General features: G+C 72.0%; 15 protein-coding genes and 1 riboswitch. Of the genes, 4 read left to right on the forward strand and 11 right to left on the reverse strand.

Annotated elements, in window-relative coordinates; translation table 11 throughout:
* Positions 1-11 precede the first annotated feature (11 nt).
* From ACF08B_RS28265 to ACF08B_RS28285, 5 genes are all read right to left on the reverse strand, one after another.
* The gene (locus ACF08B_RS28265) at positions 12-251 is read right to left on the reverse strand and encodes a hypothetical protein (protein ID WP_073889792.1); all 240 of its coding nucleotides are present in this window, start codon (positions 249-251) and stop codon (positions 12-14) included.
* Positions 248-1,753 (reverse strand): Asp-tRNA(Asn)/Glu-tRNA(Gln) amidotransferase subunit GatA, encoded by a 1,506-nt coding sequence (gatA, locus tag ACF08B_RS28270; RefSeq protein WP_176985926.1) that lies wholly within the window; start codon positions 1,751-1,753, stop codon positions 248-250. The genes ACF08B_RS28265 and gatA overlap by 4 nt, the downstream gene beginning before the upstream one ends.
* The gene (gene gatC / locus ACF08B_RS28275) at positions 1,750-2,046 is read right to left on the reverse strand and encodes an Asp-tRNA(Asn)/Glu-tRNA(Gln) amidotransferase subunit GatC (RefSeq protein WP_073889789.1); all 297 of its coding nucleotides are present in this window, start codon (positions 2,044-2,046) and stop codon (positions 1,750-1,752) included. Before gatC ends, gatA begins: the two co-directional genes overlap by 4 nt.
* A gap of 114 nt (positions 2,047-2,160) precedes the next feature.
* Positions 2,161-2,655, reverse strand: a complete 495-nt coding sequence (locus ACF08B_RS28280) for a cupin domain-containing protein (RefSeq protein WP_392319965.1) — start codon at positions 2,653-2,655, stop codon at positions 2,161-2,163.
* Between the two features lie 34 nt (positions 2,656-2,689).
* Entirely contained in the window at positions 2,690-3,061 is a 372-nt protein-coding gene (locus tag ACF08B_RS28285; RefSeq protein ID WP_093474492.1) for a DUF4267 domain-containing protein, read from the reverse strand.
* Between the two features lie 97 nt (positions 3,062-3,158).
* On the opposite strand from ACF08B_RS28285, the gene ACF08B_RS28290 reads away from it, so the two are divergent.
* Positions 3,159-3,782 carry a TetR/AcrR family transcriptional regulator gene (locus tag ACF08B_RS28290; protein WP_392319966.1) on the forward strand — a complete coding sequence of 208 codons (624 nt, stop codon included), beginning with the start codon at positions 3,159-3,161 and terminating at the stop codon, positions 3,780-3,782.
* 102 nt (positions 3,783-3,884) lie between these two features.
* On the opposite strand, the gene ACF08B_RS28295 is transcribed toward ACF08B_RS28290, so the two are convergent.
* The 5 genes from ACF08B_RS28295 to ACF08B_RS28315 form a co-directional block, all read right to left on the reverse strand.
* Positions 3,885-6,116, reverse strand: coding sequence for a putative bifunctional diguanylate cyclase/phosphodiesterase (locus ACF08B_RS28295; protein WP_392319967.1), 2,232 nt, complete (start codon positions 6,114-6,116; stop codon positions 3,885-3,887).
* Between the two features lie 259 nt (positions 6,117-6,375).
* Positions 6,376-8,571, reverse strand: a complete 2,196-nt coding sequence (ligA, locus tag ACF08B_RS28300) for an NAD-dependent DNA ligase LigA (protein ID WP_392319968.1) — start codon at positions 8,569-8,571, stop codon at positions 6,376-6,378.
* A gap of 15 nt (positions 8,572-8,586) precedes the next feature.
* The gene (locus ACF08B_RS28305) at positions 8,587-9,594 is read right to left on the reverse strand and encodes a methionine synthase (RefSeq protein WP_392319969.1); all 1,008 of its coding nucleotides are present in this window, start codon (positions 9,592-9,594) and stop codon (positions 8,587-8,589) included.
* 79 nt (positions 9,595-9,673) lie between these two features.
* Positions 9,674-10,372, reverse strand: coding sequence for an SDR family oxidoreductase (locus tag ACF08B_RS28310; RefSeq protein ID WP_093474501.1), 699 nt, complete (start codon positions 10,370-10,372; stop codon positions 9,674-9,676).
* A 7-nt stretch (positions 10,373-10,379) separates the two neighbouring features.
* Positions 10,380-10,919, reverse strand: coding sequence for a TIGR00730 family Rossman fold protein (locus ACF08B_RS28315; RefSeq protein ID WP_392319970.1), 540 nt, complete (start codon positions 10,917-10,919; stop codon positions 10,380-10,382).
* Between the two features lie 66 nt (positions 10,920-10,985).
* Between ACF08B_RS28315 and ACF08B_RS28320 the strand changes: the two genes are divergently transcribed.
* Complete coding sequence (locus tag ACF08B_RS28320; protein ID WP_392319971.1) at positions 10,986-11,309, forward strand: DUF427 domain-containing protein; 324 nt, start codon at positions 10,986-10,988, stop codon at positions 11,307-11,309.
* Positions 11,310-11,372: 63 nt separating this feature from the next.
* A complete protein-coding gene (locus tag ACF08B_RS28325; RefSeq protein ID WP_392319972.1) occupies positions 11,373-12,155 on the forward strand; it encodes an alpha/beta fold hydrolase in 783 nt (260 codons plus the stop codon).
* 14 nt (positions 12,156-12,169) lie between these two features.
* Here ACF08B_RS28325 and mnmA read toward each other — a convergent pair whose 3' ends face one another.
* Positions 12,170-13,300 carry a tRNA 2-thiouridine(34) synthase MnmA gene (gene mnmA / locus ACF08B_RS28330; protein ID WP_392319973.1) on the reverse strand — a complete coding sequence of 377 codons (1,131 nt, stop codon included), beginning with the start codon at positions 13,298-13,300 and terminating at the stop codon, positions 12,170-12,172.
* A gap of 123 nt (positions 13,301-13,423) precedes the next feature.
* Between mnmA and ACF08B_RS28335 the strand changes: the two genes are divergently transcribed.
* The gene (locus tag ACF08B_RS28335) at positions 13,424-14,092 is read left to right on the forward strand and encodes an N-acetylmuramoyl-L-alanine amidase (protein ID WP_093474510.1); all 669 of its coding nucleotides are present in this window, start codon (positions 13,424-13,426) and stop codon (positions 14,090-14,092) included.
* Positions 14,093-14,167: 75 nt separating this feature from the next.
* A riboswitch (TPP riboswitch) is annotated at positions 14,168-14,348 on the forward strand.
* Positions 14,349-14,353 lie beyond the last annotated feature (5 nt).

A 14,353-nucleotide genomic window follows, 5' to 3' on the forward strand; every position in this document is an offset into this window, starting at 1 on the left:
AAACTTCCCTCTCAGCCCAGCAGGACGTCGTCGTCGCCCAGCCGCTTCAGCTCGCGGTAGAGGATGGCGAGGCCGGTGACGATGGCGACGGCGGACACGGTGGCGTCGATCAGCCGCAGCGTGTCGTGCTCGGCGCGCGCCTTCTTGATCTGCTTGGCCACACCCAACGCGCCGAAGGCGGTTCCGGCCATCGACAGGTATGTGCCGGACTTCGACTTCTTGAAGCCCTTGGCCTTGTTCAGTGCGCTCACAGCGACGGAGCCTCCTCGATCAGCGGGTGCCCCCACTTTTCCACGAAGGCGGCCTCGACGGCGGCGCCGACCTTGTACAGCCTGTCGTCCTTCATCACCGGGGCGATGATCTGCAGACCGACCGGGAGGTTGTCCTCCGGGGCGAGACCGCAGGGCAGGGACATGGCCGCGTTGCCCGCCAGGTTGGTCGGGATGGTGCACAGGTCCGCGAGGTACATCGCCATCGGGTCGTCGGCACGCTCGCCGATCGCGAAGGCCGTGGTCGGGGTCGTCGGGGAGACGATCACGTCGACCTGCTCGAACGCCTTGTCGAAGTCCTGCTTGATCAGCGTACGGACCTTCTGGGCGCTGCCGTAGTACGCGTCGTAGTAGCCGGAGCTCAGGGCGTACGTGCCGAGCATGATGCGGCGCTTGACCTCGGCGCCGAAGCCCGCCTCGCGGGTGAGGGAGGTGACCTCCTCGGCCGAGTGGCCGCCGTCGTCGCCGGTGCGCCGGCCGTAACGCAGGCCGTCGAAGCGGGCGAGGTTGGAGGAGCACTCGGACGGCGCGATCAGGTAGTACGCCGACAGCGCGAGGTCGAAGGACGGGCAGTCCAGCTCGACGATCTCCGCGCCCAGCCCCTTCAGCAGCTCGACGGACTCGTCGAAGCGCTGGATGACACCGGCCTGGTAGCCCTCGCCGCGGAACTGCTTGACCACGCCGACCCGCATGCCCTCGACGCTGCCGTTGCGCGCGGCCTCGACGACCGGCGGGACCGGGGCGTCGATGGAGGTGGAGTCGAGCGGGTCGTGCCCGGCGATGACCTCGTGCAGCAGGGCCGCGTCCAGGACCGTACGGGCGCAGGGGCCGCCCTGGTCGAGGGAGGAGGAGAAGGCGACCATGCCGTAGCGGGAGACCGCGCCGTACGTCGGCTTCACGCCGACCGTGCCGGTGACGGCGGCCGGCTGGCGGATGGAGCCGCCGGTGTCGGTGCCGATGGCGAGCGGGGCCTGGAAGGAGGCGAGCGCGGCGGACGAACCGCCGCCGGAGCCGCCGGGGATCTTGGTGAGGTCCCAGGGGTTGCCGGTCGGTCCGTAGGCGCTGTTCTCGGTGGAGGAGCCCATGGCGAACTCGTCCATGTTGGTCTTGCCGAGGATGACGACGTCGGCGGCCTTCAGCCGCTTGGTGAGCGTCGCGTCGTACGGCGGGATCCAGCCCTCGAGGATCTTCGAGCCGACGGTCGTCGGCACGCCCTCGGTGGTGAAGATGTCCTTCAGCGCGAGCGGGACGCCGGCCAGCGGGCCGAGCTTCTCGCCGCGGGCGCGCTTCTCGTCCACGGCGCGGGCCTGGGCGAGGGCGCCCTCACGGTCGACGTGCAGGAAGGCGTGCACCTTCTCGTCGACGGCCTCGATCCGGGCGAGGTGGGCCTCGGCGACCTCGACGGCCGTCAGCTCACCGGAGGCGATCTTCTCGGCGGTCTGCGCCGCCGTGAGCTTGATGATGTTGCTGTCCGTCATGGTCAGTCCTCCCCCAGGATCTGCGGCACCTTGAAACGCTGCTGCTCCTGGGCCGGGGCGCCGGAGAGCGCCTGCTCGGGGGTGAGCGAGGGACGGACCTCGTCCGCCCGCATGACGTTCGTCAGCGGGAGCGGGTGAGAGGTCGGCGGTACGTCCTGGTCGGCGACCTCGCTGACGCGGGCGACCGCGCCGATGATGTCGTCCAGCTGGCCTGCGAAGTGGTCGAGTTCTTCGGGCTTCAGCTCCAGACGCGCCAGCCGGGCGAGGTGGGCGACCTCCTCGCGCGTGATGCTCGGCATGCAGCGATCCTCTGGGGTGAGTGTGTGTGGTTTGGGGCCAATCCTATGGGGCGGGGCCCGGTGCCCGTGAAACGGTTTGCCCGGACCCCGTCCCGGAGGGCGCCGCCGGGCTCCTCAGTGGTGCCGCCCGTCCCAGGACTCGCTGCGCAGGAAGTGGTTGTCGTACAGCTCCTGGACCTCCAGCAGGCTCTCGGGGGTGACCTCGCCGAGGTGGATGCGCCGCAGGTGGCGGAAGTACTCGAAGCGCTCGACGCCCGGGGTGATGACGATCAGGATGTCGGCCGTGCTGCCGGGGGCGGCGGCGAAGGCGTGCGGCCGGTCGGGCGGCACGACGACCAGGTCGCCGGACCGGGCGGTGACGACGTCGTCGCCGGACAGCAGCTCGGCCTCGCCGTCGAGCAGGAAGAACATCTCCGCGGAGTTGCGGTGCAGGTGCGGGCGGGCGCCGTCGGCGCCCTCGGTGAGGGTGACCCGGACGGTGGACAGCGCGCCTCCGCTGGCACTGCTGTCGGCGAGGAGCTTGACACTGGTGGGCGCTCCGCCGATCACCTCGGCCTCCGCGTCACGGACGAGCACGGTGTCGTCGAACTTCGGGACGAACAGCGACATGGTGGTTCCCCCTCTGGGTGTCGTCCGGCTGTCGTCAGACCGCGAAGAGCAGGCCGGCACTGATCAGTACAACGATCGCGGTGGCGAAGTGGATCCCGAAGGCGACGGCTTTCGTGCCGCCGTTGCGCAGGACTATCAGCGTGTCGCCGAACGGGACGAGGGCGACGGCCAGCATGAACCAGGCCTCGGCGTGCGCCCCGGCGAAGGCCAGCACGGCGAGGCCGGCCACGCCGAGGGTGCCGTCGCGGAGCCCCTTGACCGACAGGTAGGCGCCGGCGTCGCCGTGCGGGTCGGCCGGGGCGCCGTAGCCGGTGGCGGCGGAGCCCGGCTGGAACAGGAACCGGTAGCCGAGGAACACGCAGAACAGGTCGAGCAGGACGGCGAGGGTGTACGCGGTGACGGTCATGTCTGTTTCTCCTCTTACCTGTTGCTAGCGGCGCTAGGGACAAGAGCGAAGCTAGCAGAGCATCGACAGATTGGCTAGCGTCGCTAGAATCGAGAGCATGTCGATCCAGACGCGCCGGGAGCGCGAACGAGCGGAACGCGAGCGGCTGATCGTCACGGCCGCGCGGAAGCTGGCCGAGACCGAGGGCTGGGGCGCGGTGACGACCCGCCGGCTGGCGGCCGAGATCGAGTACAGCCAGCCGGTGCTCTACAGCCACTTCGAGGGCAAGGGCGCGATCATGACGGCCGTCGCCCTGGAGGGGTTCGGCGAGTTGGCGGCCGAGCTGCGGACGGCGCGGACGGGTGCGCGGGGCACGCGGGGGGCGCTCTCGGCGGTCGCGGCGGCGTACACGTCCTTCGCCGGGCGGCGGCCCGCCCTCTACGACGCGATGTTCACCCACCTGGTGGACCTGCCGTTCGCCACGCAGCAGGCACCGGCACCGCTGTGGGAGGCGTTCGACGAACTGCTGTGGGCGGTGGAGCCGATCGCGGTCGGCGACGACGACCCCGGCCCGCTCACGGAGACCTTCTGGGCCGGCCTGCACGGCCTGGCGACCCTGATGCGCAGCGGCCGCCTCCCCGAGCCCACCCACGAACGCCGCCTGGCCCTGCTGGTCGGCCACTTCGCGGGGGGCGGCCGAGGCCCGGCGGCCCGCACGCACAGCGGTGGCTCCGCTTCATGAGGGGCGCGCCGCACAGGTCGGGAGACAGCCGGCCGGCACCTCGTCGGTACCGAGGGCGGCCTGACGCGGCCGGGGGCGGTCGGCCGTCCGGCTGAAGGAGCGTTACTCCGCGGCCGGCAGGGCCGCTCTCGGGCGCTGCCAGCCCCGGGAACCGCGGGCCAGCAGCCAGGCCGTCGTCTCCTCCGGCGGCATCGCCGCGGCGACCAGCCAGCCCTGTACCGCGTCGCAGCCGAGGTCCCGCAGCCGCTCCCAGGTCTCGTCGTCCTCCACACCCTCGGCGACGACGAGCAGGCCCAGCGAATGCGCCAGGTCGACGGTGCAGCGCACGATCTCCGCGTCCTGGGCGTCGACGGCCAGGCGGGCGACGAAGGAACGGTCGATCTTCAGCTCGCTGACGGGCAGCCGCCGCAGATGGACCAGCGACGAGTACCCGGTGCCGAAGTCGTCCAGGGACATCTTCACTCCGTGGCCGGTGAGCCCGGCCAGCGTGTCGGCGGCGCGCTGCGGGTCCTCCAGCAGGACGTGCTCGGTGATCTCCAGCTGGAGCGCCCCGGCCGGGACCCCGTGCCGGGCCAGCCGTGCGGCGACCGATCCGGCGAATCCGGGCGTGTGGACGTCGCGCGGGGACACGTTGACCGCGACCGGGACGTACAGGCCCTGCGCGCGCCACCGGGCGACCTGCCCGAGCGCGGTCTCCAGGACGTACTCCGTCAGATGGGGCATCAGACCGGAGGACTCGGCGATCGCGATGAACTCGTCCGGCGGAACCTTCCCCCGCTCCGGGTGCACCCAGCGCACCAGCGCCTCCAGACCGGCGACCTGGCCGTCGAAGCGGACCTTCGGCTGGTAGTGCAGCTGCACCTCGTGCGCGTCCAGCGCCCGGCGCAGATCGCCCAGCAGGCCCAGCCGGTCCGGGGTGTTGGAGTCCCGCTTGGACTCGTACACCTCGACGCCCGTACGGTCCCTCTTCGCCTGGTACATCGCCACATCGGCCCGGCGCAGCAGCCCTTCGGCGTCCAGGGCGTGGTCCGGGAAGACGGCGACTCCGGCGCTGGCCTCCAGCACGAGGGTGAGTCCGTCGAGATCGAGCGGGGAGCTGAGCTCGGTGACGAGACCGCGGGCGACCCGGGTGGCCGAGGTGGTGGAGTCGGCGACGGGCAGTAACACGGCGAACTCGTCACCGCCGAGTCGCGCGGCCTCCGCCCCGCGCGGCAGGGCGAGCCGCAGCCGGTCGGCGATCTGCAGCAGCAGCCGGTCACCGGCGAGATGGCCCAGGGTGTCGTTCACCGAGCGGAACCGGTCGAGGTCGATCAGCATGAGGGCGGAGCGGGCGCCGATGCGTTCCGCGTCGTCGAGCGCGGTCCAGATCCGCTCCAGCAGCCACTGCCGGTTGGGCAGCCCGGTGAGCGGGTCGCGCAACTGCTCCTCGGCGCGGGCGCGGGCCATCCAGAGGGTGGAGTCGAGGGCGATGAGCGGGATGGCGAACAGCGGCAGCAGGATCGGCTGCGCGTCCGCGACGACACAGAGCAGGGGCGCTATGCCGAGCAGGGCGACGGCGACGAGGCCCTGTCGGACCAGGGCGGTACGGGCGATGGTGGGCACCTTGCCGCGCGGGGCGTTCAGGTACCAGAGCAGACCGCGGCTCACCGCGAGGTAGGCGCCCGCGACGAGCACGAACGCGGGGGCGGTCGTGAGGCTCCAGCTGTCGGGCCGCCAGGGCTCCTCGACGCTCGGGACCCGGCCGAACGCGCCGAGCAGCAGGGCGCCCGCGGCGATGCCGAGGATGTCCACCGCGCCGTGCAGGACGCCCTGGCGCCAGCGGTGGCGCCGGGCGACGCCGACGAGGACGACGACGGTGAGGCTGACCATGCCGGCTGACACCCAGCCGTACAGCAGCAGCACGGCCAGGGTGAGGGCGGCGCCGGACCCGGTGCCGCCCACCCAGCGGGCGCGCCCCAGCATGACGAGGTGTCCGACGATGAGGCCGGTCAGCAGAGCCAGCGACAGGCCGACCGTGTGGCACGGGAAGAGGGCGTGACGGCCGGTGAAGGCACGGTAGAAGCCGGCACCGAGGACGAGCCCGGCCGCGGCCACGACCGCCGAGGGCGGCGTGGGCCAGGACGGGTGCCGTGCGGAGTCGGTCTCGGTCAGGCCGGGGGCGGGCTCGATGGCCAGGGGTACCGGGAGGTGCGGTTCGACGGTGGTGCCGGGTGCGGTCGGGCGCGGCGGGCCGCCCGTCCGTCCTTCGTGCCGACCCGTCCACCGGCTTCCCCGCCACGCGTCGGCGCGACGGCGCAGCCATGAGTCCGGGGCGGCGCTCTCGGTCGGTTCCATTCCCGTCCCTCTCACAGCCGGCGGTGCCCACGCCACGCGGTCCGATGTCCGACAGCCATCAGCAGCTCCGCGTCGAAGAAACCTTCCCCTCGCCCTCACAGGGCGCGGAGATGCCCCAACCGCAGCCGGGCACGGCAGGCGCACATCTCAACAGTAGGCCGCGGAAGGCTTCCTCGGGCACCGGTCGTCGACGGTTGCCCGAATGCGCCCGGGCCACCCGTATGCAACTGATATGCACCGAACGGGTGGCCTTCAACCGCTACTCCCCGCTCGGAAGCGCGACTTCGGCCGCCGCTTCCGGGCCCTGCTCCAAAAGGACGCCGAAACCGTCCTCGTTCAGAACGGGAACCTTGAGTTGCATGGCCTTGTCGTACTTCGATCCAGGGCTGTCACCGACGACGACGAACGCGGTCTTCTTCGAGACGGAACCGGTCACCTTCGCCCCCCGGCTCTGCAGTGCGTCCTTGGCGCCGTCCCGGGTGAAGTTCTCCAGGGTGCCGGTCACGACGACGGTGAGCCCCTCCAGCGGGCGCGGCCCCTCGTCCTCGCCGGCCGACTGGTCCTCCAGCGGGACTCCGGCGGCCTTCCACTTGCGGACGATCTCCCGGTGCCAGTCCTCGGCGAACCACTCCTTGAGCGCGGCGGCGATGATCGGGCCGACGCCGTCGGTGGTCGCCAGCTCCTGCTCGGTGGCCTGCTCGATGCGGTCGAGGGAACGGAACTCCCGGGCCAGCGCCTGGGCTGCCACCGGTCCCACGTGCCGGATGGACAGGCCGTTGAGGAACCGGGCCAGCGGGCGCTCCTTGGCCGCCTCGATGTTCGCCAGCAGGGTCAGGGTGTTCTTCTTCGGCTCGCCCTTCTGGTTGGCGAAGACCGTGACGACCTTCTCCTCGCCCGTCTTCGGGTCGCGCTTGGGCAGCCCGCTGTCCGGGTCCAGGACGTAGGCCTTGATGGGCAGCAGCTTCTCCACCGTGAGGTCGAAGAGGTCGCCCTCGTCCACCAGCGGTGGGTCGGCCGGCTCCAGCGGCTGGGTGAGCGCGGCCGCCGCCACGTCGCCGAAGTGCTCGATGTCCAGGCACTCGCGGCCCGCGAGGTAGGACAGGCGTCCCCGCAACTGGGCCGGGCAGGTGCGGGCGTTCGGGCAGCGGAGGTCGATGTCGCCCTCCTTCATCGCCCGCAGCGGGGTGCCGCACTCGGGGCACTCGCCCGGCATCACGAACTCCCGCTCGCTGCCGTCCCGCAGGTCGGCCACCGGGCCGAGGATCTCCGGGATGACGTCACCGGCCTTGCGCAGCACGACGGTGTCACCGATGAGGACGCCCTTGGCCTTGACGACCTCCTGGTTGTGCAGGGTGGCGAACTCGACCTCGCTGCCCGCGACCGTGACCGGCTCGACCTGGGCGTACGGGGTGACGCGGCCGGTGCGGCCGACGCCCACCTTGATGTCGATCAGCTTGGTGTTGACCTCTTCCGGCGCGTACTTGTACGCGATCGCCCAGCGCGGCGCCCGGGCCGTGGAGCCGAGGCGGCCCTGGAGCCGGATCTCGTCCAGCTTGACGACGACGCCGTCGATCTCGTGCTCGACGGAGTGGCGGTTCTCGCCGTAGTGGGCGATGAACTTCCGTACGCCGTCGAGGTCGTCGACCACGCGGTTGTGCGGGGAGGTGGGCAGGCCCCAGGTCTTCAGCAGGTCGTACGCCTGGGAGAGCCGGGTCATACCCGAGAAGCCCTCCAGCGCGCCGATGCCGTGCACGACCATGTGCAGCGGACGGGTGGCGGTGACCCGCGGATCCTTCTGGCGCAGCGAACCGGCCGCGGCGTTGCGGGGGTTGGCGAAGGGCTTGTCGCCGGCCGCGACCAGCCGCTCGTTGAGGTCGAGGAACCTCTCCATCGGGAAGTAGACCTCGCCGCGGATCTCCACGAGGGCGGGGACCTCGTCGCCGGCCAGGCGGTCCGGGATCTCCGCGATGGTGCGGACGTTGGGGGTGATGTCCTCGCCGGTGCGGCCGTCGCCGCGGGTCGCCGCGCGCGTGAGACGGCCGTTCTCGTAGGTGAGGTTGACCGCGAGGCCGTCGACCTTCAGCTCGCACAGGAAGTGGTACTCCTGCTCGCCGAGCTCCCTCGCGATGCGGTCGGCCCAGGCGGCCAGCTCGTCGTCGTTGAAGGTGTTGTCGAGCGAGAGCATCCGCTCGCGGTGCTCGACCGCGGTGAACTCCGTCGCGTAGGACCCGGCGACCTTCTGCGTCGGAGAGTCCGGGGTGCGCAGCTCCGGATACTCCGCCTCCAGGGCCTCCAGGGTCTTCAGGAGCCGGTCGAACTCCGCGTCACTGACGACGGGGGCGTCCTTCACGTAGTACCGGAAGCGGTGCTCCTCGACCTGCTCCGCCAGCTGCGCGTGCTTCTCGCGGGCCTCCGCGGGCACCGCTGTCGTCTCCGCTTGCTTGTCGCCGGCCACCGTGTTGTCCTCCCGTTACTCTGGGTTGTCCGCGAGAGATCTCGCCGCCCGGACGCAGTGGGCGAGCGCCTGGCGTGCGTAGGCGGGGGATGCGCCTGCCAGACCGCACGCCGGGGTGACCGTGACCGCCTCCGCGAGCAGCCCCGGATGCAGGCCCAGCCTGCGCCACAGCGTCCTGACACCCATGACGCTACCGGCAGGGTCTGACAATGGGCCGTCCGTGCCCGGTACGACACCGGCGAACAGCCGCGTCCCGCCCTCGACGGCCTCGCCGATCACGTCGTCGTCACGCTCGGTGAGGAGCGCGAAATCGAAGGAGACGGCGGCCGCGCCCGCCCGCCGCAGCAGCGCGAAGGGCACGTCGGGCGCGCAGGAGTGCACGACGACGGGGCCGTCCGCGTGCGCGCCGACGGTGTCCCGGAGCGTCGCCTCCACGAGTTGCCGGTCCACGGCCCGGTGGGTGCGGTAGCCGCTCGCCGTGCGGACCTGTCCCCGCAGGACGGCGGTGAGCGAGGGCTCGTCGAGCTGGAGCACGACGCGCGCTCCGGGCACCCGCCGGCTGACCTCCGCCAGGTGCAGCCGCAGTCCCTCGGCCAGGGAGGCGGCGAGGTCGCGGCAGGCCCCCGGGTCCGACAGCGCGGACTCGCCGTTGCGCAGTTCCAGGGCGGCGGCCAGGGTCCACGGCCCGACGGCCTGCACCTTCAGGTCGCCCTCGTGGCCCTGGGTGAACTCCTCCAGGGCGTCGAGGTCCTCGCCGAGCCAGGACCGGGCCCGCTTGGTGTCGCGGCCGGGCCGGTCCCCGATCCGCCAGCCGCTGGGCTCCACGCGCGCGTACAGGTCGACGAGCATGCCGGCGGTACGGCCGATCATGTCGGCTCCGGGGCCGCGCGCGGGCAGCTCGGCGAGGAAGGGGAAGTCCTCGAAGGACCCGGTGGCGGTCTTGGCGGCCTCACGGGCGTCGCCACCGGGCAGGGACCCGACACCGGTGGCACCACCGAACCTGATCACGCTGTTCTCACTCACCCCGGCAGGGTATGCCGTGACCGCCGCGCGAAACCCCGCCCCCGTCCGCGGCCCCGGCCCGTCGCGGCGGCTGCGGAGGTCATCGTCCCGGCCGCACCGTCAGGTCGTTGACCTCGGCGTCCCGCGGGAGGTCCAGGGCCATGAGGATCGTCGTGGCCACCGACTCGGGGTCGATCCACCGCCCGGGATCGTACTCCTTGCCCTCCTGCTGGTGGACCTTGGCCTGCATGGGGCTCGCCGTGCGGCCGGGGTAGACCGAGGTGACCCGGACGCCGGCCGCGTGCTCCTCCTGGCGCAGCGAGTCGGCGAGCGCCTTCAGGCCGTGCTTGGAGGCGGCGTACGCGGCCCAGTCGGCGTGGGCGCTGAGCCCGGCGCCCGAGTTGACGAAGATCACATGGCCGCGGGTCGTGCGGAGCTGGGGCAGGAAGTGGCGGGTGAGTTCGGCGGGGGCGATCAGGTTGACGTTGAGCTGGTGGCGCCAGGACTTGGGCGTCAGGTCGCCGACCGCGCCGAGGTCGACGACGCCGGCGATGTGCAGCAGCGAGTCCACCCGGTCCGGGAGCGTCTGATGGGAGAACGCCCAGGACAGTTTGTCCGGGTCCGCGAGGTCGCCGACCAGGGTGCGCGCCCCGGGGAACTCGGCGGCCAGTTCCTTCGCCCGTCCCGCGTCGCGCGCGTGCAGCACGATCTCGTCCCCGCGCGCGTGCAGCCGGCGGGCCACGGCGGCGCCGATACCGGAACCGGCCCCGGTGATCACATGAGTAGCCATGCCCGCCATGCTCGCATCAGTGGCGGCCGAGTCGCTCCTCCAGGTGGGCCAGGGCGCCGGCCGGCTCAGCGGCGAAGAAGACCAGCTCGGACAGCGGGCGCGGCAGGAAGCCCTCGGCCTCCATGCGGCGGAACTGCTCCTCCAGGCCGTCGTAGAAACCCTCGGTGTTCAGCAGGACGACCGGCTTCTCGGTGCGGCCGTGCTTCTTCAGCTCCAGGATCTCGGTGGCCTCGTCCAGCGTGCCGGTGCCGCCCACCATGATGACCACGGCGTCGGCCTTCTCCAGCAGCAGCTTCTTGCGCTCGGCGAGGTCGGCCGCGACGACCATCTCGTCGGCGCCGGGCCGCGCCTTGTTCGCGAGGAACTCCACCGAGACGCCCAGCAGCCTGCCGCCCGCCTCCTGCACGCCGTCGGCGACCACTTTCATCAGACCGACGTTGGAACCGCCCCAGACCAGGGTGTGACCGGCCTTGCCGAGCAGTTCTGCGAACTCGCGCGCGGGGCGCGTGTAGCGCTCGTCGAGGTCGGCGGCGGACAGGAAGACGCAGATGTTCATGCGCCCTACCGTACGGCTCCCGCCGCGGGCGGGAAGAAGTGCGGGCCGCCCGGTGCTGTTGTCCACATGACCCAAGGACACACGATCACCATCGAGCAGGGCGAGCGGCACGTGCGCGTGGTGCACGGCGAGCAGGTGCTCGCGGAGAGCGACCGCGCCCTGGTGCTGCGCGAGACGGGCTGTCCGGTGCGGTACTACATCCCCGCCGAGGACGTCCGCCTCGAACTGCTGACCTCCTCCGGCACCCGGACCGTCTGCCCCTTCAAGGGCACGGCCTCCTACTGGTCGCTGCCCGACGCGCCCGATCTCGTCTGGGCGTATCCGGACCCGAAGCCGGAGGTGGCGGAGATCAAGGACCACCTGTGCTTCTACGAGGTCGAAGTGTCATGAGAGCGGGCCGCACCGACGTGTCGTGACCGATGAGTTCGGTGCGGTGCGGCAGTCTGCACGGCCATGGACAAGAAGACGACTTCCCACGACGGCACCCGCCTCGCGTACGAAGTGACGGGCCGGGGGCCCACGGTGATCCTGGTGAGCGGCGCGATGTCCACCGGGGGCACCGTGGCGCCCCTGGCGGCGCGGCTCGCGGACCGCTGCACGGCCGTCGTCTACGACCGCCGGGGCCGCGGCGCGAGCGGTGACACCGCGCCGTACGCGGTCGCCCGTGAGGTGGAGGACCTGGCCGCGCTGGTCGAGGCGGTGGGGGGCGAGGCGGCACTGTTCGGGGTCTCCTCGGGCGGAGCGCTGGTCCTGGAGGCGGCGGCGAGCGGGCTGCCGGTACGTCAGGTGGCGGTCCACGAGGTGCCGTTCCTCGACTTCATGCCGGGCGGTGCCGAGCGCGAGGCGGCGTACAAGGAGCAGCTGAACGAGGCGCTGGCGGCGGACAGGCGCGGGGACGCGGTGGAGCTGTTCCTGCGGCTGACGGGCCTCGGCGAGGAGATGATCCGGGGCGCGCGCCAGTCGCCGATGTGGGCGGGCATGGAGAGCGTGGCGCCCAGCCTCGCGTACGACGACGCGGTCATGGGCGACGGACTGCTGCCCCGCGCGCGGCTGGCCGCGATCACCGTGCCCGTGCTGTCGTTCGTGGGCGGGGCGAGCCCTACGTGGATGCGCGAGGCCGGCCGCGTGGTCGCGGACACGGTGCCCGAGGGGACGTACCGCGTGCTGGAGGGCCAGACGCACATGGTCGAACCGGATGTGCTGGGGCCGGTGCTGGCCGGGTTCCTCACGGGCTGAGGAACCCGGTCGGCTCACACCGTCGCGGAGGCCGTGCGCGTGGTCGAGGCGATCGTCGCCGAGCCCACCACGCGCGTGCCGTCGTAGAGGACGATCGCCTGGCCGGGGGCGACACCGCGGACCGGCTCGCCGAAGGTGACGCGCAGCTCGCCGTCGACCGGCTCCGCGGTGACCTCGGTCTCGCCGCCGTGGGCCCGCAGCTGGGCGGTGTAGGTGCCGGGGCCGGTGGGGGCGGTGCCGCACCAGCGGGGCTTGATCGCGGTCAGGGCGCTGACGTCGAGGGCGTCGGCCGGGCCGACGGTGACCGTGTTGTTGACCGGGGAGATGTCGAGGACGTAGCGCGGCCTGCCGTCGGGGGCCGGGGTGCCGATGCGCAGGCCCTTGCGCTGGCCGATGGTGAAGCCGTAGGCGCCCTCGTGCGTGCCCAGGCGGTTGCCGTCCTCGTCGACGATGTCGCCCTCGGCCCGGCCGAGCCGCCGGGCCAGGAAGCCCTGGGTGTCGCCGTCGGCGATGAAGCAGATGTCGTGCGAGTCGGGCTTCTTGGCCACGGCGAGGTTGCGGCGCTCGGCCTCGGCACGGATCTCCTCCTTGGTGGTGACCGTGTCACCGAGGGGGAACATCGCGTGGGCGAGCTGCTTCTCGTCCAGCACGCCGAGGACGTACGACTGGTCCTTGGCCATGTCCGAGGCCCGGTGCAGCTCGCGGGAGCCGTCCTCGCGGAGGATCACCTGGGCGTAGTGGCCGGTGCAGACGGCGTCGAAGCCGAGTGCGAGCGCCTTGTCCAGCAGCGCGGCGAACTTGATCTTCTCGTTGCAGCGCAGGCACGGGTTGGGGGTGCGGCCCGCCTCGTACTCGGCGACGAAGTCCTCGACGACGTCCTCGCGGAAGCGGTCGGCGAGGTCCCAGACGTAGAACGGGATGCCGATGACATCGGCCGCGCGGCGGGCGTCGCGCGAGTCCTCGATGGTGCAGCAGCCCCGCGCGCCGGTGCGGAAGGACTGCGGGTTCGCGGAGAGCGCGAGGTGCACGCCGGTGACGTCGTGGCCGGCTTCCGCGGCGCGCGCGGCGGCGACGGCGGAGTCGACTCCGCCGGACATGGCGGCGAGGACGCGGAGGGGGCGGGGGCGCTGCGGGGTGTCAGTCATAGCCCCTCCAGGGTACGGGGGCGCGGGAACCGGGTCCGCCGGATATCCGTTGAAGATCGCGGGGGCCGAGTGGGGCGACGAGGACGACCGGGGTGACGAGGGCGACCAGGGGGTGAGGGCGGCATGAGCGCGGGAGCGTCGAAGGGCGACACCGACCGGCGGCTGGGGCGGCGGGCCCTGCTGGCGGGCGGGGCTGCGGCGGCCGTGGGCGCGGCGGCGCTGGCCCGGGAGGAGCTGTCCCGGCTGTGGTGGCGGCTGCCGGGCGTGGAGAAGTCACGGGTGGCGGGCGCGGTGGACTTCCGGGGCGCGCGCTGGGTGGCGGCGTCATCCGCGAACTACCGGCGGGCGGACCGTCCGGACGACTATCCGGTCGACCGGGTGGTCGTCCACGTCACCCAGGGCGGCTACGCGTCGGCGGTGAAGGTCTTCCAGGACCCCGGGCACCAGGCGGCCGCGCACTACATCGTGCGGAGGAACGGCCAGGTCACCCAGTTGATCCGGGAACTGGACGTGGCCTTCCACGCGGGGAACCGGGCGTACAACGAGCGCAGTGTCGGCATCGAGCACGAGGGCTTCGTCGAGCACGCGTCCTCGTTCACGGACGCCATGTACGCGGCCTCGGCGCGGCTGACGGCGGCGGTCTGCGCACGGTACGGCATACCCGTGGACCGCGAGCACATCGTCGGCCACGCGGAGGTGCCGGGCACGGACCACACCGATCCGGGGCCGCACTGGGACTGGGAGCGGTACCTGCGGCTGGTGCGGAAGGCGCGCGGAACCGGGGCGGCGTGAGGACCACGCATAAAAAATCAAGAAATAAGGGCTTTTTGTCTGCTATGAGGAGTTCTATTCTGGGAGCAAGACCTGCGAGACGAGTGAGGGAGTTCAAGCGGAGTAGCCGACTTCAGCGAGAGGCACGCGGTCTCCGCTGGTGCCGACATCGACGCTCGGACTGAGAGGCCGAAAAGGTTGCTCCGACAGAACCCGACGGCGACCCCCAGCACCTGATCCGGACAATGCCGGCGAAGGGAACCCGCCTCGTAGGTCGCTTCG

Source organism: Streptomyces sp. NPDC015139 (genome assembly GCF_043079785.1).
Taxonomy (GTDB): domain Bacteria; phylum Actinomycetota; class Actinomycetes; order Streptomycetales; family Streptomycetaceae; genus Streptomyces; species Streptomyces albidocamelliae.